Here is a 19,880-nt window from a genome sequence, read left to right as displayed (position 1 = left end):
CTCTGCGATTACACCTCGTCACCGTTGACGAGCGTTTTTGTTATTTTGAAGTCGTGAGTGAAAGCGGTGAGGTTGGCCACTTTACCCGCTTCGATGCTGCCCAGCGTTTTTTCAACGCCAATAGCACGCGCCGCGTAAAGGGTCGCCATGCGAATCGCCTCGTCGAGTGCAATCCCGACGTGCTCAACGCTGTTTTGTACCGCCTGGATCATCGTCAGCGCAGAACCGCTGAGGGTGCCGTTTTCATCCACACAAAGCCCATCTCGATAGTATATTGTTTTACCAGCAAAAATGAACTCTTCAATGTCGGCACCCGCTGGCGCTGTGGCATCGGTCACCAATACCAGCTTGTCACCCTTAAGTTTCTTGGCGTTACGGATACTCGGCCAGGCAACGTGATGCCCGTCAACGATAATACCGGTATAGACTTCTGCAGTATCAAAAATCGCGCCCATCAACCCAGGTTGACGACCTGAAATCGGCGGCATGGCATTATATAAGTGAGTAGCAAAGGTAATACCGGCGGCAAAACCTTCACGCGCCTGCTCGTAGCTCGAGTTGGAGTGACCGGCAGAAACGATAATACCCGCATCGGTAAGCTGGCGAATAAAGTGGTTCTCAACCTGCTCTGGCGCCAGCGTGACTTTGGTCACTACGTCGGCGTTGGCGCAGATGAAGTCGATCATGGCTGCATCGGGTTTGCGTATAAACGCCGGATTATGCGTCCCTTTTTTCTCGAGGCTCAGGTAAGGGCCTTCAAGATGAAGACCCAGCGCCTGGTTCGGATATTTAGCCAAATAGTCGCGCATGATCTGAATACCGTGCTTCATGAACGCGTCGCTGCTGGTTATTAAGGTCGGCAGATAGCTGGTGCAGCCGGATTTTTCATTGGCCTTCTGCATGATTTCAAGCGTTTCGACACAAATGGCTTCCAGCGAATCGTTGAACTGCACGCCGCCACAGCCGTTAAGCTGCAGGTCGATGAATCCCGGGGCAAGGAATGCGCCTTCCAGACTGCGCGTTTCTATGTTTGCCGGAAGGTCTTCAACCGGACAAACTCGGTCAATGAGCCCGTCAGCAATCACCACCGCGTGATTATCCAGAATATCATGGCCGGTATATATCCGACCGTTAATCAGTGCAAACATCTCTTCCCCTCCTTTCCCCGTCGTGCTTGTTTGACGCCGCCACGCTGTTAATGGTCTCGTTGCGACGTCAATGACTCAGGGGAAATACGTTATTCGATTTAAAAAATCCAAAAATTACAGGCCTTTCACGTTTTCTGCTTCAAGCTCGGTGAAATATTTAACCGTTTTTACTTTTAATTCCATGGTGGACGGCTCGTCACATACGACGACGGCTTTAGCATGCAACTGCAGGCAGCTAATGGTCCACATATGATTGATATTTCCTTCGACTGCCGCTGCAAGCGCCTGCGCTTTGGCGTGGCCGATAACCAGAATCATCACTTCTTCAGCATCAAGCAGCGTACCCACGCCAACGGTCAGGGCAAATTTAGGTACCTGAGAAACATCGTTGTCGAAGAAGCGCGAGTTAGCGATTCGAGTGTCGTGGGTCAGCGTTTTAATGCGGGTGCGCGAAGCCAGTGAGGAGGCCGGTTCATTGAAAGCGATGTGCCCGTCGTTGCCAACGCCGCCCATGAACAGGTTTATTTTGCCGTAAGACTTAATTTTTGCTTCGTACTGGCGGCATTCTTCGTCAACGTCTGGGGCATTACCGTTTAAAAGGTTAATGTTTTCCTTTTTAATATCAACGTGGTCAAAGAAATTACGGTGCATGAAGGTATGATAGCTTTCCGGATGTTCCTGCGGCAGTCCAACATATTCATCCATGTTGAAGGTTACCACGTTTTCGAAGCTAACCTGGCCCGCTTTATGCATAGCAACAAGATGTTTGTAAGCTTCGAGAGGGGTGCCGCCGGTTGGCAGACCGAGAACAAATGGACGATCGGCAGTAGGTTTAAACGCATTAATACGTTGAACAATATGACGCGCAGCCCATTTGCCGACTTCTGCTGGAGTATTCAGTGGAATAAGTCTCATCGTACACCTCTTAAGTTTTTAGAACCGAATATACTGGGTATACCCTTCGCCTTGGCGCTGGGTAAAGAATTTAAACGTTTTACGCGCGGCCCGCATTGAATTAAAAGCGCGGTGACGAATACTGACGATTGGCATCGTGCCGCCTAGATTTTTTTAATGATAAAATAAGTTTTGGGTGTTGACTAGCATTATGGCTTGTTAAGACCACTTTTTGGTGATAAAAATCACAAATAATGAGGTTTTAATTTGCGATACGAATTAATTTTTTTACACTCCGCAGTATGACGTTGGTGAGTCAGGTTTTAAGCCGTTTTAAAACAGGTAGTACAACATACTAATTAAACTACTTTGGTGATTCGCCCGAGGGCGAATAGGGGGAAAAATTGAATATACTTGGATTCTTTCAGCGTTTAGGCAGAGCGCTTCAGCTGCCGATAGCCGTACTGCCGGTCGCCGCACTCCTGCTGCGTTTCGGTCAGCCTGACCTTCTCAATATGCCGTTCATCGCACAGGCCGGTGGCGGTGTTTTCGATAACCTCGCATTGATCTTCGCCATTGGTGTGGCATCAAGCTGGTCAAAAGACAGTGCCGGTGCTGCAGCCCTGGCAGGCGGTATTGGTTATTTCATTCTGACTAAGGCGATGATTACCATCAACCCAGCGATAAATATGGGTGTGTTGGCGGGCATTATCACCGGTCTGGTTGGCGGTATGGTTTACAACCGCTGGTCTGATATCAAACTGCCTGACTTCCTCAGTTTCTTCGGCGGCAGACGTTTTGTTCCTATCGCAACCGGATTTTTCTGTCTGATTCTGGCCGCTATCTTTGGTTACGTATGGCCGCCTGTTCAGGATGCTATCCGCGCCGGTGGCGAGTGGATCGTGGGCGCTGGCGCATTCGGTGCAGGCATCTTCGGCTTCGTTAACCGTTTGCTTATCCCTACGGGTCTGCATCAGGTTCTTAACACCATTGCATGGTTCCAGATTGGTGACTTCACCAACGCGGCAGGCGCAGTGTTCCACGGCGACATCAACCGTTTCTATGCGGGTGACGGCACCGCAGGGATGTTTATGTCCGGCTTCTTCCCGATCATGATGTTTGGCTTGCCGGGCGCGGCGTTTGCTATGTACTTCGCTGCCCCTAAAGAGCGTCGTCCATTGGTCGGCGGTATGCTGATGTCGGTGGCACTGACTGCGTTTCTGACCGGTGTTACCGAGCCCCTTGAATTCCTGTTCATGTTCCTGGCTCCGTTGCTGTATCTAATCCACGCCGTGTTGACCGGGATAAGCCTGTACATCGCAACGGCGCTTGGCATCCACGCTGGGTTTTCCTTCTCGGCGGGCGCAATCGACTATGCGTTGATGTACAACCTGCCGGCGGCGAGCAAAAACGTATGGATGTTGCTGGTGATGGGGGTGATTTTCTTCATCATCTACTTCGTGTTGTTCACTGTGATTATTCGCATGTTCAATCTGAAAACGCCGGGACGTGAAGACGATGTTGCAGAGACGGGCACTCAGGACACCAACAGCAATACGGAAGAAGGGATGAGCCAACTCGCGTTAAGCTATGTCAGCGCGCTGGGAGGGTCTGATAATCTCAAAGGCATCGATGCGTGTATCACGCGTCTGCGACTCAACGTTAAAGACTCTGCACAGGTTAACGACGTGCTGGCAAAACGTCTGGGGGCGTCTGGCGTTATCCGTCTGAATAAACAAACTGTACAGGTCATTGTCGGTACCCGTGCCGAAAGCATTGCTGCTGCAATGCGTACGGTGATTGCGACCGGCCCAATAGCGGCAGCAACCGCAGCGCCAACGGCTGCGCCAGTGGCAGACGTTAAACCTCAGGCTGTACCCAATACGCCAAAGGTTGTGGTTGAAACGTTGATATCGCCGATTACCGGTGAAGTTGTTGCCTTGTCTGAGGTGCCTGATGAAGCCTTTGCCAGCGGTGCGGTAGGTGAAGGTTTAGCGATTCGCCCGACGAGTAAAACGGTGGTTGCTCCGGCAAACGGCGTTATCGTTAAATTCTTTAATACTAACCACGCCTTCTGTCTGGAAACCGAATCCGGAGCTGAAGTTGTGGTGCATATCGGACTCGATACCGTCGCACTTAACGGTCAAGGCTTTACCCGTCTGGTTGAAGAGGGTGCAACGGTGAGCGTGGGTCAGCCGGTACTGGAGCTAGACCTGGACTATCTGAACGGCAATGCGCGTTCAATGATAAGCCCGGTTGTAGTCAGTAACATGGAAGATTACGCAGGCATTGCGCTGTTGGCGGGAGAGACTGTGGTCGCGGGCGAAAGCAAGCTGTACGAGATCCAGTCCAAATAACGTCATATTGTTAAAAAATATCGGCGTGAGTTAAGCGCCGCGGCGGGAAGGGAGCAATCTCTTCCCGTTTTTTTATTATAAAATTCAAATTTGGCACATAAGGGTTGTTTCCCAGCGTGGCTTGTTGGAACATATGCGGTTAGTCTTTCGAGCTTTCGTTCGCGTAGAGGAAATGAACAATGAGTGAGGCTGAAGCCCGCCCAACAAATTTTATCCGTCAGATTATTGATGAAGATCTGGCATCGGGAAAACACGCTTCTGTCGTGACCCGTTTCCCGCCTGAGCCAAATGGTTATTTGCACATTGGCCACGCAAAATCGATCTGCCTGAACTTTGGCATCGCGCAAGACTACCAGGGCCAATGCAACCTGCGTTTTGATGATACCAACCCGGTGAAAGAAGATATCGAATTCGTCGAGTCTATTAAAAAAGACGTTCAGTGGCTTGGTTTCGAGTGGAGCGGTGAGGTTCATTACTCTTCCGACTATTTTGATCAACTGCACCACTATGCGGTTGAGCTGATTGAAAAAGGCCTGGCCTACGTTGACGAACTGTCTCCGGATCAGATCCGCGAATATCGCGGTAACCTGACGGCGCCGGGTAAAAATAGCCCGTTCCGCGATCGCACTGTGCAAGAGAACCTCGACCTGTTTGCCAAAATGCGCAACGGCGAGTTTGCCGAGGGCACCGCGTGCTTGCGCGCAAAAATTGACATGGCGTCGCCATTCTTCGTGATGCGTGATCCGGTGCTGTATCGCATCAAGTTTGCCGACCACCATCAGACCGGCACTAAGTGGTGCATCTATCCGATGTACGATTTCACCCACTGCATTTCCGATGCGCTGGAAGGGATCACTCACTCGCTGTGTACGCTGGAGTTCCAGGACAACCGCCGTCTGTATGACTGGGTGCTCGACAACATCAGCATCGCCTGTCATCCGCGTCAGTACGAGTTCTCACGCCTGAATCTTGAATATTCCATCATGTCCAAGCGCAAGCTGAGCCTGCTGGTGACCGACAAGATTGTAGAAGGTTGGGATGACCCGCGTATGCCAACGGTATCCGGCCTGCGTCGTCGCGGTTATACCTCGGCGTCAATTCGCGAGTTCTGTCGTCGTATCGGCGTGACCAAGCAGGATAACAACGTTGAAATGGCCGCGCTGGAGTCCTGCATTCGTGACGACCTCAACGAAAACGCGCCGCGTGCGATGGCGGTGATCAATCCGGTTAAAGTGATTATTGAGAACTTTACCGGTGATGCCGTTCAGTGGGTAAAAATGCCAAATCATCCGAGCAAGCCAGAAATGGGCTCGCGTGATGTGCCATTTACCGCTGAAATCTTCATCGATCAGGCTGATTTCCGCGAAGAAGCCAACAAGCAGTACAAGCGTCTGGTTCTGGGGAAAGAAGTGCGTTTGCGCAATGCGTACGTGATTAAAGCCGAACGCATCGAGAAAGATGCCGAAGGCAATATCACCACTATTTTCTGTAGCTATGACATTGATACCCTGAGTAAAGACCCTGCCGACGGCCGTAAAGTCAAAGGCGTGATCCACTGGGTGTCTGCGAGCGAAGGTAAACCGGCCGAGTTCCGCTTGTATGACCGCCTGTTCAGCGTCGCTAACCCGGCTCAGGCAGAAGACTTTCTGACCACTATCAATCCAGAGTCTCTGGTGATTGCCCACGGGTTTGTTGAACCGAGCATGGCAAACGCACAGGCCGCAGTGAGTCTGCAGTTTGAGCGTGAAGGGTATTTCTGCGCCGACAGCACTTACTCCAGTGCCGAGCACCTGGTGTTTAACCGCACCGTCGGGCTGCGTGACAACTGGGAAAGTAAGCCAGTCGTCTGATCAATAAGCGTGAGATCCCCGGCTCCAGGAGTGGGGGATCTACGCTAATCCCCAACTCTTCCGCATCAAATTCCAGGCATAAAAAAACCGCTTTTCAGCGGTCATTTTATAGGCGAATACTCTTTTGTTCCTCAGCGACAGCGCTGGGGCAAAATATCAGCCTTTACCATGCAGAGTTTCATCTTCGATGCAGTTGCCAAGTTCGCAATGGCCGTAAAGATAAAGACTGTGGTTGGTGAGTTTAATACCGTGTGCCTTGGCAATCTCACGTTGACGGCCTTCGATATACTCGTCACGGAACTCAATAACGCGGCCGCAGTCGAGGCAGATCAAATGGTCGTGGTGATGTTGCTGAGTCAGTTCAAATACTGACTTGCCGCCTTCAAAATTGTGACGGGTAACAATGCCGGCGTCGTCAAACTGGTTCAAAACACGGTAAACCGTGGCAAGACCAATCTCTTCGCCCATATCAATCAGTTCTTTGTACAAATCTTCCGCACTGACGTGATGACCTGCCGGAGCTTGCAACACTTCCAGGATTTTCAGGCGCGGAAGCGTGACTTTTAAGCCGGCTTTCTTCAGTGCGGTGTTGTTGTCAGTCATGCGGATTTAGTCCTGTCACTATGCTAATCACGTTAATGAAAACGGTGGGCTGTTCACAAACATCGTTCGCACCCTTCAAACGGGCGATAAAAAAGCCAAAACGATAAAAACAGATAATGTAAGTGTACCTTGATACAGCTGAAAGTTACAATTTTGTAGACGTTAAATTGTTAATTTCAGTGATAGTTTGGCCCTTTCGCGTTTAACCTCAACGATTCAGGGCCTTAGCCTTTGTGTGGGATTAGCCGATTATCTCTGAAAGGCTTAATTCTTCGCTAATTTGCTTAACCCAAGCGTCGACACGTTCGTTTGTCAGCTCAGGTTGACGGTCTTCGTCGATGGCCAGACCGATGAAGTGAGTATCATCCGCCATGCCTTTAGACGCTTCGTAACCGTAACCTTCGGTTGACCAGTGGCCAACAATCACGGCGCCGCGTGGTTCGATAATATCGCGAACGGTGCCCATCGCGTCACAGAAGTACTCGGCGTAATCTTCCTGATCGCCACAGCCAAACAGCGCAACCAGCTTGCCTTCAAAATCTATCTCTTCCAGCGTTGGGAAAAAGTCGTCCCAGTCACACTGTGCTTCACCGTAGTACCAGGTTGGGATGCCAAGCAGCAGAATATCGTATTTTTCCAGATCTTCTTTGCTGCTTTTGGCGATGTCCTGCACGTCAGCAACATCTTTACCCAACTGCTTCTGGATCATTTTTGCGATGTTTTCGGTGTTTCCGGTGTCGGAACCAAAGAAGATACCTACTACTGCCATAAGCTTATCTAACCTCTTGTTCTTCAATAGACTCATCGAGTCTGCTTTTTCGTCCGCGGCATGCGATTCAGTTTGCGCAAGATAATAGCAAACTCGACGGGCTGAGAACATATTCTCATCCCAACTCTGATTAATGCAGCACGGTTTTAATACGACCCTAATTCTAATGCCCTACAGTCTAACGGGCATTTCAGGCGAGCGTTATCGCCTTTGTGTGTTCTTGCACTTGCGGAAAGACGGAGAAACGCAACGGCGGATAACCGCTAGGGTTACCCGCCCGCATCACAAACGATGACTAACTTTCCTGATTGTTCAGATGAGACAGCAGCATCTGCTCAATCAGCTCGCTGCGACTGATATTTTGCTGTTCCGCCAGCTTATTAAGCGCATCCACGGCTTCGGCATTAATTTTCAGCTCAACGCGACGTAAACCGTTGTTTTTGTCACGGCGAAGCTGATTACGCTTGTTAATCCTAAGCTGTTCATCGCGAGAAAGCGGATTTGTTTTTGGACGTCCCGGACGGCGATCGTCTGCGAACAGATCAAGCGTCGTGCGATCCAGTTGTTCTTTTGCCATAGGTAGCGGTACAACTAGGGAAGTTACATCGAAAAGCGGCCAGGCCCTTTTCAGATGAAGTGGTTAACACATTTCGGGCTAATAAACCCTAACCCAATTTACCTCAAACGCGGGAGATAACCGACCCGCCGCAGGGGCAAAATTACAGCGCGCAATCATACCCTAGCGTATATCCCTCCACAACGCCTAACTGCCCCTAATTACACGCTAAGTTATTATGATTAGCGGTTTTTTTGAACAGTTGCGCGCGGTAGAGGTAAATTTTAGTTAGCGTTGCGCATTCATTGTTCATCAATGAAGCGATGAATGGCGCGCAGCACCGCGTCCGGCTTCTCGGCATGCACCCAGTGTCCGCTGCCCGCGACAACGTGTGCTCTGGCCTGCGGAAACTGGCGCATAATGGCGTCGCGGTAACTGTCTTGTATGTAATTAGACAGTCCGCCGCGAATAAACAGCGCCGGATGCGGCCAGGCAGGTACGTCGGCCCAGCCAATAATATTGGCATATTCCTTTAACAATACCGCCACGTTGAAGCGCCATTCGCCCTGTTGAAACGACTTCAACAGAAACTGGGCAACGCCGTCTTCCTTTATAAAGGCCTGCATACACTGAGCGGCCGACGTGCGGTCTTTAATGCCTGCCGCGCTAACGGCGTTAAGTGCGGCAAAAATCTCGTCGTGACGGCGCGTGGCATAGTCAACCGGGGCCATGTCAATAGCGACCAGCTTTTCAACTCTGTCAGGTGCGACCGCCGTCAGTGCCATCGCGGCCTTGGCGCCCATAGAGTGGCCAATCACCAGCGCTTTATCGATGCCCACATCGTCAAGCGTGTCGAGTAAATCTTCGGCCATGGCGCGGTAGGTCATAACATCGGCGCGGTCCGAGAGTCCGTGATTACGCAAATCCACCTGAAGCACACTATGCTGTTGTCTCAGGTCACGTGCCAGCACGCCCAGATTATCCAGCGTACCGAACAGGCCGTGAATAAGCAGAACAGGCAATGCCGAAGTGTCAGAAGATTCAGATTGTTGCAGTCGATAATGTAATTTCATCGCAGGGTCCGTTAGACATTTATTACTGGTAAGGATCTCATTAGGTTATCATGAGTCACGGAAGATTTTCTTTCAGATACCTGAGTGGGATAAAGCAATGCACGCGCCGGGTAAGAGTTGGATATGAGGTTTTGTCTGCTTTTTGAATATTAAGGTGAATTCGCCTTTTTGTTTGCGCAGTTTAATTTGTATAATCCTTTGAATAAATTAAGTAGAAAAACAGTACTGGATAAAGATGAAAACGATTGAGGTTGATGAAGAGCTTTACCGCTATATCGCGAGCCATACGCAGCATATCGGTGAGAGTGCATCAGACATTTTGCGGCGGATGCTGAAATTCTCTGCCGGCCAGGAAGTGCAGGCTCCCGCCGCAGCCAGCGCAGCGCCCGCAGAAAAAACCGCGGTAGCCGCTAATACACCGCGCGATCGCGTGCGTGCCGTTCGTGAACTCATGCTGTCTGATGAGTATGCCGAACAAACTAAAGCGGTGAACCGTTTTATGTTAATTCTGACGACCTTATATACGCTTGATCCTAAAGAATTTGCGGTTGCGACTGATACTTTACGTGGACGTACTCGCACATATTTTGCCGGCGACCAGCAAACGTTGCTGCAAAACGGTATTCATACCAAGCCAAAGCATGTACCCGGTACACCTTATTGGGTCATTACCAATACCAACACAGGCCGTAAACGCAGCATGATCGAACACATCATGCAGTTGATGCAGTTCCCAGCCGAACTGACCGATAAAGTTTGCGGCACTCTTTAAAAAAGCATTAGGGAGAAATGCCAGTGGCTAACAACCCCCGTGCAGGGCAACCTGCTCAGCAAAGCGATTTGATTAACGTTGCACAACTTACGTCGCAGTACTATGTGCTGCAGCCAGACTCGGCCAACAGCGCCCATGCGGTAAAATTTGGCACCTCTGGCCATCGCGGTAGCGCCGGACGCCACAGCTTCAACGAATCACACATTTTAGCGATTGCTCAGGCTATTGCTGAAGTGCGCAAAGAGCAGGGCACCACGGGTCCATGCTACGTGGGTAAAGACACCCATGCGCTGTCTGAACCGGCATTTATTTCCGTACTTGAAGTGCTGACCGCCAATGGCGTCGACGTCATCGTGCAGCAAGACAACGGCTTCACCCCGACTCCGGCGGTTTCGCACGCGATTCTGACTCATAATAAAAAATCCAGCGCATTGGCCGACGGTATCGTGATTACCCCGTCACACAATCCACCGGAAGACGGCGGGATCAAATACAACCCGACCAACGGCGGACCGGCTGATACCGACCTGACCTCAGTCATTGAAAAGCGCGCTAACGTGCTGATCGCCGATGGTCTGAAAGGCGTCAAACGTCAGTCGCTCGATAAAGCCTGGCACAGTGGCCACCTCAGCGAGCAGGACCTGGTGCAGGCGTACGTCGAAGGTCTGGCCGATATCGTTGACATGGCCGCTATTCAAAAAGCGGGCCTGAAACTCGGCGTTGATCCGCTGGGGGGGTCAGGCATCGAGTACTGGAAGCGCATTGCCGAGCATTACAAGCTGGACCTGACGCTGGTTAATGACTCTGTCGATCAGACTTTCCGTTTCATGCATCTCGACCACGACGGCGTTATCCGCATGGACTGCTCGTCCGAATTTGCAATGGGCGGCCTGCTGGCGCTAAAAGACAAGTTTGCCCTGGCGTTTGCCAACGATCCTGACTATGACCGCCACGGCATTGTGACCCCAGCGGGTCTGATGAATCCTAACCACTATCTGGCCGTTGCTATCAATTATCTGTTCCAGCATCGTCCACAGTGGGGCGCTGACGTCGCCGTCGGTAAAACACTGGTTTCCAGCGCGATGATTGACCGCGTTGTGGCCGATTTAGGGCGTAAACTGGTTGAAGTTCCCGTTGGCTTTAAATGGTTCGTTGACGGCCTGTTTGATGGCAGCTTCGGTTTCGGCGGCGAAGAAAGCGCCGGTGCCTCGTTCCTGCGTTTCGACGGCACACCGTGGTCGACAGATAAAGACGGCATCATTATGTGCCTGCTGGCGGCAGAAATCACCGCCGTGACCGGTAAAAACCCGCAGCAGCATTATGATGAACTGGCCGCGCGTTTTGGTGCGCCGAGCTATAACCGTATTCAGGCACCTGCAACCCACGCGCAAAAAGCCGCACTGTCCAAGCTCTCCCCAGAGCAGGTCAAAGCCGACACGCTGGCGGGCGACCCGATCACTGACCGTCTAACTAAAGCGCCTGGCAACGGGGCTTCTATTGGCGGTTTGAAAGTGATGACCAAAAACGGTTGGTTCGCGGCACGTCCTTCTGGTACCGAAGAGGCTTACAAGATCTACTGTGAAAGCTTCCTGGGCGCAGAACACCGCGAAAAGATCGAAAAAGAAGCCGTGGATATCGTCAGCAAAGTATTGGCCGACGCTAAATAAATTCCGAACGTGTTTCAATGCTCAATTAAAGCGCTGTTTATACAGCGCTTTTTTTATGTCTTGGCGCTGGTGGCTATAAAGTCTAGCCACGGCTATGAGCTGATAAAAGCCATTGAAGAGGCATCTCAGTCCTGATCAGGTCACGCGGATAAAAGCGGAGAGTAACCTGCCGCTGTCAGGGCATAAAGCGATAGCCCACGCCTGTTTCAGTCAGTAAATGGCGCGGGCGGGTCGCGTCTTGCTCAAGCTTTTGCCGCAAATGACCCATATAAATGCGTAAGTAATGACTGTGTTCGACGTAGTTGGGTCCCCACACGTGGCTGAGCAACTGCCGTTGAGTCAGTACTTTACCGCTGTTTGCCAGCAGTTCGGCCAGCAGACGGAACTCAATCGGCGTGAGATGGAGGTCTACGCTATTGCGCTGCACGCGCCGATTGACCAAATCGACCGTCACATCGGCAAAACTGACCAGCGGGCTTTCCTGTTGGCCACCGGCATGACGACGCAGCGAGACGCGCACGCGCGCCAGCAGTTCGCCAACGCCGAAAGGCTTGGTCAGAAAATCATCTGCTCCAGCATCCAACGCCGCTATTTTGTCCTCCTCGCTGGTGCGGGCAGACAGCACAATAATGGGGATGCTGCTCCAGTGACGCAAATCGCGGATGTAGTCCAGTCCGTCACCGTCCGGCAGGCCGAGATCGAGAATAATCAGGTCCGGCTTGCGGGTACCGGCTTCAATCAGTCCTCGCTGCAGCGTTTCGCTCTCAAACACTTTCATACCTTCCCCCTCCAGCGCCGTGCGAACAAAGCGTCGGATCTCTTTTTCATCTTCAACTATCAAAATATGAGTGGGGGGTATGCTCACGGGTTCTCGCTCTCGAAATCAGTGGGATCGATTGACGGCAGTTTCTCCAAAGGCAGCGTAAAACAGAACGTCGCGCCGCCTTGAGGACTGTTTTGCGCCCATATTTTGCCATCGTGTACCTCAATAATGGCATGACAAATGGCGAGACCCAAGCCCACACCGGGAATTGCCGACTCTTTATTTCCCCGAGAGAATTTTTCGAAGATGCGCCGTTCACCGCCGGCGATAATTCCCGGCCCGTTGTCTGAGACATCAACCTCCAGCAGTTCGCCTTTGGCTCGGGCTTTAAGGGTGATTTTTGCCTGCACACCGGCGTACTTATGGGCATTTTCCAATAGGTTGATAAACACCCTTTCAATCAGGCTGGCGTCGCAGTTGACCAGCAGCAGTTCGTCCGGCAGGTCGACAATCACTTCATGCGTACTCAGCAGTGGCTCCAGCATGCGCAATGCGCTACCAATAATCTCCTCTACTGACTGCCACTCTTTACGCAAATTAAAACCGCCGGACTGAATGCGCGCCATGTCCAGTAGGTTATTAACCAAGCGCGTAGTACTTAACACCTGCTGGCGGATCTGATTCGCTTGGGGGGCATAAACCGACCCTTCGCTGGCCAAATCCAGCGTCAGAATTTCAGCCTGGCCAAACAGCACCGTGAGCGGGGTTCTCAGGTCGTGGGAGAGGGCGGCCAGCAGCGAGTTACGTAGCTTTTCGCGTTCTGTATCCAGGCGCGCCCTCTCTGCCGACGCCGACAAATGCAGGCGTTCAAGCGCATTGGCGATAAGCACGGTAAAAGTTTGCAACAGTCGCTGCTGCTCGGGGACCATCAACTGGCGAATATTTGCCGGCTCCACCGCCAGCAGACCAAGGGATTTACCCGAGGCCACCAGCGGCAGCAGTTGATAGGGCACGCCGGGCAGGGTGTCAGTGCCTGCACCGGCCGGAGACTGCTTGTCAAAACTCCAGCGGGCAATGGCCAAGTCTACGGCAATATCTTGTCCCGCTTCACTGTCTGCCTGATGCAGGTTCAGCGTACCTTCCGCATCGGCATTATACTGCGGCAACATCATCGCCGTTTTTGCCCGCAGGGTGGACGAAATAAAATGCCGACCGGTTTGCGCCACGGCTTCAGGCGTCATTGCCTTGCTCAATGCTTTCGACATTTCATAAAGATACTGCGCCCGCTTTTCGCGATGGCGGGCAATGCGCGCCTGGTAACGAACCCCGGCGGTCAGATTCCCGATCAGTATGCCGACGGTAAGCATCACCGCAAAAGTCAGTAGATATTGCGCATCGGTGACGGCAAACGAGCCGCGCGGTTGTACCAAAAACAGATCAAAGCTGGCGACGTTTATCACCGCTGCCAGTACTGATGGCCAGCGGCCATAGAACAGCGCGGTTATCACCACGCCGAGCAGATAGACCATGATCAGGTTAGCGGGATCGAAATAGGGGTAAAGAAACTCCGAAATAAAGGTGATGAACGCGCAAAGCGCCACCGCGACTGCGCAGCCTTGCAACTGGCGGCTGAAGCGCTCGGTAAAGGTGCGGTTGTCGAGATCTTTACGCGGGTTGACCGGTGCCGTTTCTTCAAGGCTAACGATCAGGAGGTCGAGCTCGGGGCCGATTTTCGCCAGCCGTTCGGTCATGGTCGCGCCCCATTTATAACGCCGTTCATTGCGACGGCCCATCACCACTTTGCCCAAATGATGCTCGCGGGTGTAGCGCAGTATAGCCTGTTCTTCTTTTGGGTCCGACAGGGTGGCGGTTTCTGCCCCCAACTCCTGCGCCAGCTTCAGGGCGCGTAAAATACTGCGCCGCTGGCCCTCCGGCAGGCGATGCAGACGAGGCGTTTCAACATATATCGCGTGCCAAATACAGCCTAAACGTGCGGCAAGGCGTGCGGCAACGCGCACCAGTTTCTCGTTGCCGCTGCCGTGACCGACGCACAGCAGCAGCGCATCGCGAGTGTGCCAAATGCGCTCCTTGCTCTGGGTATCGCGAAACTCGCGCATTTGGTCGTCAACGCGATCGGCGGTACGTCGCAGTGAAAGCTCGCGCAGTGCAATCAGGTTGCCCTTGCGAAAGAAGTGCTCAATCGCCCGCTCTGCCTGACCGGGAATATACACTTTCCCCTCTTTCAGGCGCTGGCGGAGATCATCGGGCGGTAAATCGACCAGCACCACTTCATCGGCCTGATCGAACATGTGATCCGGCACGGTTTCACGAATAATAATGCCGGTTACGCCGCTGACCACGTCATTGAGGCTTTCGATGTGCTGAACGTTAACGGTGGTAAAAACGTCGATGCCGGCATCCAGCAGCTCCTCCACGTCCTGCCAGCGTTTTGGATGGCGCGAGCCGATGACATTGCTGTGCGCCAGCTCATCCATCAGGATAAGACCGGGATGGCGGGCTAGGGCGGCATCGAGGTCAAACTCGGTGACCTGCCTGCCGCGATGGGTGATTCGTTTAGGGGTTAAAATGTCGAGCCCAGGCAGCATGGCCTGTGTCTCTTTGCGACCGTGGGTTTCGACAACGCCGATAACCACGTCTAATCCTGTGGCGCGAAGCCGCTGCGCCTCCTGCAGCATGGCGTAGGTTTTACCTACGCCAGCACAGGCGCCGAAGAAGATTTTTAACTGGCCGCGCGGCTTTTCGTTGGCCAGCGCCAACAGGCTGTCGGGATCAGGCCGTTGACCGTCTTCATCTACCATGCGTTTGCCCTGTTATTGTTTAATTAAGGGTTATTGAGTCAGCTTATCGAGTGCCAGGTTCAATTGCAGCACATTAACTACCGGGTCACCGATGAAACTCAACAGCGGTGAGGAGGTATTTTGTGTGATCAATTCATCAACCTGATCCTGCGGCAGCTTTCTGGCTGCTGCTACGCGCTGTGCCTGCCAGCGCGCGGCTGCCACTGAAATATGTGGATCCAATCCGCTGGCGGACGCGGTGACTAGGTCTACCGGAACCTGCGGCGAACTTTGAGGGTTTGCCGCACGCAGTGCCGCCACATGGTCAGCCACGGCTTTATCCAGTGCCGGATTGCTGACCGCAAGATTGCTGCCGGAGGACGCCAACGGATTATAGGCGCTATCCGAGGTGGCGGAAGGGCGCCCCCAAAAATAATCTTTGCGGGTAAAGTTCTGTCCAATCAGCGCTGAACCTACCGGTTTTCCGGCTTCAAAAATGATTGAACCCTGCGCCTGCGAGCGAAACACCACGTCAGACAGTCCGGTGGTCAGCATTGGATACGCCACGCCGGTTATCAAGGTAAACAGGCCCAACAGCACCAGTGATGGGCGAACATAGTTGTGACGAGTTGCAGTAGTCATTTTAACTTCCTTCTTACTTTTAAGACCATTAGCCCAGGTTCATCACGGTAAGGATCACGTCGATAATTTTGATGCCGATGAAAGGCACAACCAGACCACCCACTCCGTAAACCCACAGGTTACGGCGCAGTAGTGAAGCCGCACTCATTGGTTTGTAGCTGACGCCGCGCAGCGCCAGCGGGATCAGGAACACAATCACCAGCGCGTTGAAAATAACCGCCGACATGATTGCCGAAGACGGCGAGTGCAGATGCATCACGTTCAGTGCGTTGAGCTGCGGATAAGTCGCCGCAAACGCCGCCGGAATGATGGCAAAATACTTCGCCACGTCGTTGGCGATACTGAAGGTGGTCAGTGAACCCCGCGTCATCAGCATTTGTTTACCGATGTGCACGACCTCAATCAGCTTGGTCGGGTTGGAGTCCAAATCGACCATATTGCCCGCCTCTTTGGCGGCCTGAGTCCCTGAGTTCATTGCTACCGCAACGTCGGCCTGCGCGAGGGCAGGGGCGTCGTTGGTGCCGTCACCGGTCATCGCAACCAAACGACCCTCCGACTGGTACTGACGAATCAGCGCCAGTTTGGCCTCAGGTGTGGCTTCTGACAGGAAGTCATCAACGCCGGCTTCGGCGGCAATGGCGGCCGCTGTCAGGCGGTTATCGCCGGTGATCATCACCGTTTTAATGCCCATTTTGCGCAGCTCGCCAAAGCGCTCTTTAATGCCGCCTTTAACGATGTCTTTCAGTTCAACCACGCCTAATACGCGTCCACCCTCTGACACCACCAGCGGTGTGCCGCCTTTGCGGGCAACGCTTTCAACCAGGCCTTCAACTGCCGGAGGGAAGTGCCCATGATTTGATTCAACGTGGCGACGAATGGCGTCCACCGCGCCTTTGCGAATAATACGGTCACCGACGTTCACGCCGCTCATGCGCGTTTGCGCCGAGAAGGGCACAAAGGTGGCATTTAACGAGTGAAGATCACGTTCGCGCAGGTTAAAGCGCTGTTTCGCCAGCACCACGATGCTGCGGCCTTCCGGGGTTTCATCCGCCAGAGACGAAAGCTGCGCCGCGTCGGCCAGCTCCTGCTCGCTAACCTGTGGAGCAGGTAAAAACTGCGCCGCCTGACGGTTGCCGAGTGTGATAGTGCCGGTTTTATCCAGCAGCAGCACGTCAATATCACCCGCTGCTTCTACCGCACGGCCGCTGGTGGCGATAACATTTGCCTCCAGCATGCGGCTCATACCCGCGACGCCGATGGCCGAAAGCAGGCCACCGATCGTGGTTGGGATAAGACACACCAACAGCGCAACCAGCACCGTTACCGTCACCGGCGTACCAGCATGGCTGGCGTCAACGCTAAACAGTGAGAACGGATAGAGCGTAAACGTTGCCAGCACGAAAACTAACGTAAGTGCAACCAGCAGAATCGTCAGCGCCACCTCGTTAGGGGTTTTGCGACGTTTTGCGCCCTCAACCATGGCGATCATCCGGTCAAGGAAGGTTTCACCCGGGTTAACGCTACACTCAACGATCAGCCAGTCTGAAAGCACGCGCGTACCGCCGGTGACGGACGAGAAGTCACCGCCGGACTCACGAATAACCGGTGCTGATTCACCGGTGATAGCACTTTCGTCAACCGAGGCTCCGCCTATCAGGACTTCGCCGTCACAGGGCACGGTATCACCGGCCTCAATCAGCACGTAGTCGCCTTTACGCAGGCTGTCGGCAGAGACTTTAATCGGGGGCGAATCTGGGCGTGCTTCATAAAGCTTTTTCGCCCAGCTGATTTTCTGTATGCCTTTAAGGCTTTCTGCCTGCGCCTTGCTGCGTCCTTCAGCCAAGGCTTCGGCAAAGTTGGCGAACAGTACGGTAAACCACAGCCACAGCGATACGCTGCCGGTGAATCCCGCGCTACCGGTGGTTTTGCCCATCAAAATAGCCAGCCAGATCAGGGTGGTTAATATACTGCCCAAATACACCACGAACATTACCGGGTTACGCCATTGAACGCGCGGATCCAGTTTTTTCACCGCATCAAATATTGCGGTGCGGATTAGCCTTGGTTCAAACAGGGCACGTTGTTTGCGAGTCATCGTCTTCTCTCTTAACCGTCTAGTTATGCAAAGTTGCCTGGGATTACTTCGCCAGCCACACTTGTAAATGCTCAGCTACCGGACCCAGCGCCAGCGCTGGAATAAAGGTCAGTGCGCCCACCAAGAGGATGGTGCCGATCAGCAGACCGATAAACAGCGGACCTGCAGTCGGTAACGTCCCGTTGCCCGCGGGCTGACGTTTTTTCGCTACCAGCGAACCGGCAATCGCCAGCACCGGCAGAATCACCCCGAAACGCCCGAAGAACATGGCGAAGGCCAGCGTCAGGTTGTAGAACGGCGTGTTAACGCTGAGGCCACCAAAGGCGCTACCGTTGTTGTTGGCCGCCGATGAGTAGGCATAAAGCACCTCGGTAAAACCGTGCGCACCTGGGTTGGAGATAGCCGCCAGTCCGGCAGGGCTAACCAGTGCCAGTGCGGTACCCAGCAGGACCAGCGTTGGCGTAACAAGAATCGCCAGAGCGGTCATTTTCATGTCGTAGACGTCAATCTTTTTACCGAGATATTCCGGTGTACGACCAATCATCAACCCGGCAATAAACACCGTCAGCAGCACGAACAGCAGCATGCCGTAAAGGCCTGAACCCACGCCGCCAAACACCACTTCGCCAATCTGCATCAGCCATAGCGGGATCATGCCGCCGATAGCCGTGAAGGAGTCGAGCATGGCGTTTACCGCACCGCAGGATGCCGCCGTAGTCACCACGCTAAACATGCTGGAGGCCAGAATGCCAAAGCGAGTCTCTTTACCTTCCATATTGACGTTGCTGGTGGCACCGAGGGCGGTGAAATGCGGGTTACCTTGCAGTTCAGCGGCCATCACAATCACCACCGACACCACAAAAATCAGTGACATCGTCCACAGCAGCGCGTGGCCTTGACGGTTGTCGCCCACGACGCGACCAAAAGAGAAGCACAGCGCACAAGGGATAAGGAAAATCAGCAGCATCTGAACCATGTCGGTCATCGCCGTCGGGTTTTCAAACGGATGCGCAGAGTTCGCACCGAAGAATCCACCGCCGTTGGTGCCAAGCATTTTTATTGACTCTTGAGAAGCTACCGGACCCATCGGCAGGACTTGCTGCAAACCTTCCAGCGTGGTGACGTGCTGATAGGCTTCCATGTTCTGCAGCACGCCCTGACTGACGAAGTACAGTGCCAGCAGCAGAGAGATAGGCAGTAATAGATACAGCGTAATGCGCACCAGGTCGGTCCAGGCGTTACCCAACGTTTTGGCTGAAGTACGCGCAAAGGCACGGATCAGCACAAAGGCCACCGCAATACCCGTTGCCGCCGACAGGAAGTTTTGCACCGTCAGACCCACCATCTGGCTGAAATAGCTCAGCGAACTTTCGCCGCTGTAGGCCTGCCAGTTGGTGTTAGAGACAAAGCTAACCGCGGTGTTAAACGCCAAATCCCATGACAGACTGGCAAAATGCTGCGGGTTCCAAGGGAGTACGCCTTGCAACAGCAGAATCGCCATCAGCAGGACAATCCCCAGCACGTTAAAAGTAAGGATGGCAATTGCGTACTGTTTCCAGTTCATTTCTGAAGCAGACGTACCGGCCAGTCCTAATATCCGACGTTCGAAGCCACTCATTCTCGGGCCGATTTCACCTTCAATAAGGCTGGCCATGAATTTACCCAGCGGATGAGATAACAGCAGTAGTACCAGCATAAAGCTGGCAATCATGAGAAACGCTGATGCAGCCATTTAAAAATCCTCCGCATTAAGCAGGGCATAGACCAAATAGCCGAGCAGCAAAAGGACCAAAAGTCCGCCGATGATTACCCCAGTATTCACAACCCACCCCTTAGTTTGCTTCCCCTCCACCCTTGGCGTTGCCGCTGCGCAATCTACCTTCGTTAACTCAA

At 53.0% G+C, this 19,880-nt stretch carries 16 protein-coding genes; 4 read left to right on the top strand and 12 right to left on the bottom strand.

Annotation, left to right across the window (positions count from 1 at the left end):
• Positions 1-8 precede the first annotated feature (8 nt).
• Together nagA and nagB are read right to left on the bottom strand one after the other, a co-directional pair.
• Positions 9-1,148 carry an N-acetylglucosamine-6-phosphate deacetylase gene (gene nagA, locus GA565_RS19240; RefSeq protein WP_152200151.1) on the bottom strand — a complete coding sequence of 380 codons (1,140 nt, stop codon included), beginning with the start codon at positions 1,146-1,148 and terminating at the stop codon, positions 9-11.
• 114 nt (positions 1,149-1,262) lie between these two features.
• A complete protein-coding gene (gene nagB / locus GA565_RS19235; RefSeq protein ID WP_152200149.1) occupies positions 1,263-2,063 on the bottom strand; it encodes a glucosamine-6-phosphate deaminase in 801 nt (266 codons plus the stop codon).
• A gap of 383 nt (positions 2,064-2,446) precedes the next feature.
• Here nagB and nagE point away from each other — a divergent pair, with 383 nt between their 5' ends.
• The gene (nagE, locus tag GA565_RS19230) at positions 2,447-4,399 is read left to right on the top strand and encodes a PTS N-acetyl glucosamine transporter subunit IIABC (protein WP_152200147.1); all 1,953 of its coding nucleotides are present in this window, start codon (positions 2,447-2,449) and stop codon (positions 4,397-4,399) included.
• A gap of 179 nt (positions 4,400-4,578) precedes the next feature.
• Positions 4,579-6,249 carry a glutamine--tRNA ligase gene (glnS, locus tag GA565_RS19225; RefSeq protein ID WP_152200146.1) on the top strand — a complete coding sequence of 557 codons (1,671 nt, stop codon included), beginning with the start codon at positions 4,579-4,581 and terminating at the stop codon, positions 6,247-6,249.
• Between the two features lie 156 nt (positions 6,250-6,405).
• Here the strand turns inward: glnS and fur are convergent, their stop codons facing one another.
• The 4 genes from fur to ybfF all read right to left on the bottom strand — a co-directional run bounded on the left by fur (position 6,406) and on the right by ybfF (position 9,250).
• Positions 6,406-6,852, bottom strand: coding sequence for a ferric iron uptake transcriptional regulator (gene fur / locus GA565_RS19220; protein WP_055777228.1), 447 nt, complete (start codon positions 6,850-6,852; stop codon positions 6,406-6,408).
• A gap of 241 nt (positions 6,853-7,093) precedes the next feature.
• On the bottom strand, positions 7,094-7,621 hold the full coding sequence (fldA, locus tag GA565_RS19215; protein ID WP_055777231.1) for a flavodoxin FldA: 528 nt from the start codon (positions 7,619-7,621) through the stop codon (positions 7,094-7,096).
• Between the two features lie 295 nt (positions 7,622-7,916).
• Positions 7,917-8,198 carry a LexA regulated protein gene (gene ybfE / locus GA565_RS19210; protein ID WP_009636864.1) on the bottom strand — a complete coding sequence of 94 codons (282 nt, stop codon included), beginning with the start codon at positions 8,196-8,198 and terminating at the stop codon, positions 7,917-7,919.
• A 281-nt stretch (positions 8,199-8,479) separates the two neighbouring features.
• Positions 8,480-9,250, bottom strand: coding sequence for an esterase (gene ybfF / locus GA565_RS19205; protein WP_152200144.1), 771 nt, complete (start codon positions 9,248-9,250; stop codon positions 8,480-8,482).
• 235 nt (positions 9,251-9,485) lie between these two features.
• On the opposite strand from ybfF, the gene seqA reads away from it, so the two are divergent.
• Both seqA and pgm read left to right on the top strand, forming a co-directional pair.
• The gene (gene seqA / locus GA565_RS19200; RefSeq protein WP_055777238.1) at positions 9,486-10,022 is read left to right on the top strand and encodes a replication initiation negative regulator SeqA; all 537 of its coding nucleotides are present in this window, start codon (positions 9,486-9,488) and stop codon (positions 10,020-10,022) included.
• Between the two features lie 23 nt (positions 10,023-10,045).
• A complete protein-coding gene (pgm, locus tag GA565_RS19195) occupies positions 10,046-11,689 on the top strand; it encodes a phosphoglucomutase (alpha-D-glucose-1,6-bisphosphate-dependent) (RefSeq protein ID WP_055778224.1) in 1,644 nt (547 codons plus the stop codon).
• 175 nt (positions 11,690-11,864) lie between these two features.
• Here pgm and kdpE read toward each other — a convergent pair whose 3' ends face one another.
• The 6 genes from kdpE to GA565_RS19165 are packed head-to-tail and all read right to left on the bottom strand — an operon-like array spanning position 11,865 to position 19,809.
• A complete protein-coding gene (gene kdpE, locus GA565_RS19190; protein ID WP_055777244.1) occupies positions 11,865-12,554 on the bottom strand; it encodes a two-component system response regulator KdpE in 690 nt (229 codons plus the stop codon).
• On the bottom strand, positions 12,551-15,271 hold the full coding sequence (gene kdpD, locus GA565_RS19185; protein WP_152200142.1) for a two-component system sensor histidine kinase KdpD: 2,721 nt from the start codon (positions 15,269-15,271) through the stop codon (positions 12,551-12,553). The genes kdpE and kdpD overlap by 4 nt, the downstream gene beginning before the upstream one ends.
• Before the next feature lie 30 nt (positions 15,272-15,301).
• Entirely contained in the window at positions 15,302-15,892 is a 591-nt protein-coding gene (gene kdpC / locus GA565_RS19180; RefSeq protein WP_152200141.1) for a potassium-transporting ATPase subunit KdpC, read from the bottom strand.
• Between the two features lie 28 nt (positions 15,893-15,920).
• A complete protein-coding gene (kdpB, locus tag GA565_RS19175) occupies positions 15,921-17,987 on the bottom strand; it encodes a potassium-transporting ATPase subunit KdpB (RefSeq protein WP_055777253.1) in 2,067 nt (688 codons plus the stop codon).
• Positions 17,988-18,030: 43 nt separating this feature from the next.
• A complete protein-coding gene (gene kdpA, locus GA565_RS19170) occupies positions 18,031-19,719 on the bottom strand; it encodes a potassium-transporting ATPase subunit KdpA (RefSeq protein ID WP_152200139.1) in 1,689 nt (562 codons plus the stop codon).
• Positions 19,720-19,809 carry a K(+)-transporting ATPase subunit F gene (locus GA565_RS19165; protein WP_055777260.1) on the bottom strand — a complete coding sequence of 30 codons (90 nt, stop codon included), beginning with the start codon at positions 19,807-19,809 and terminating at the stop codon, positions 19,720-19,722.
• Positions 19,810-19,880: the final 71 nt, after the last annotated feature.

This window comes from Rouxiella sp. S1S-2, from assembly GCF_009208105.1.
GTDB lineage: Bacteria > Pseudomonadota > Gammaproteobacteria > Enterobacterales > Enterobacteriaceae > Rouxiella.
Note: the sequence above shows the minus strand (reverse complement) of the source record. Positions and strands in the feature narration are given on the sequence as shown.

Bases quoted from the DNA above. Each gene is read 5' to 3' on its own strand.
- ybfF (WP_152200144.1), bottom strand. From the start codon at position 9,250: ATGAAATTACATTATCGACTGCAACAATCTGAATCTTCTGACACTTCG.
- fldA (WP_055777231.1), bottom strand. From the start codon at position 7,621: ATGGCAGTAGTAGGTATCTTCTTTGGTTCCGACACCGGAAACACCGAA.
- kdpB (WP_055777253.1), bottom strand. From the start codon at position 17,987: ATGACTCGCAAACAACGTGCCCTGTTTGAACCAAGGCTAATCCGCACC.
- ybfE (WP_009636864.1), bottom strand. From the start codon at position 8,198: ATGGCAAAAGAACAACTGGATCGCACGACGCTTGATCTGTTCGCAGAC.
- nagA (WP_152200151.1), bottom strand. From the start codon at position 1,148: ATGTTTGCACTGATTAACGGTCGGATATATACCGGCCATGATATTCTG.
- nagB (WP_152200149.1), bottom strand. From the start codon at position 2,063: ATGAGACTTATTCCACTGAATACTCCAGCAGAAGTCGGCAAATGGGCT.
- fur (WP_055777228.1), bottom strand. From the start codon at position 6,852: ATGACTGACAACAACACCGCACTGAAGAAAGCCGGCTTAAAAGTCACG.
- glnS (WP_152200146.1), top strand. From the start codon at position 4,579: ATGAGTGAGGCTGAAGCCCGCCCAACAAATTTTATCCGTCAGATTATT.
- kdpC (WP_152200141.1), bottom strand. From the start codon at position 15,892: ATGACTACTGCAACTCGTCACAACTATGTTCGCCCATCACTGGTGCTG.
- seqA (WP_055777238.1), top strand. From the start codon at position 9,486: ATGAAAACGATTGAGGTTGATGAAGAGCTTTACCGCTATATCGCGAGC.
- kdpD (WP_152200142.1), bottom strand. From the start codon at position 15,271: ATGGTAGATGAAGACGGTCAACGGCCTGATCCCGACAGCCTGTTGGCG.
- kdpA (WP_152200139.1), bottom strand. From the start codon at position 19,719: ATGGCTGCATCAGCGTTTCTCATGATTGCCAGCTTTATGCTGGTACTA.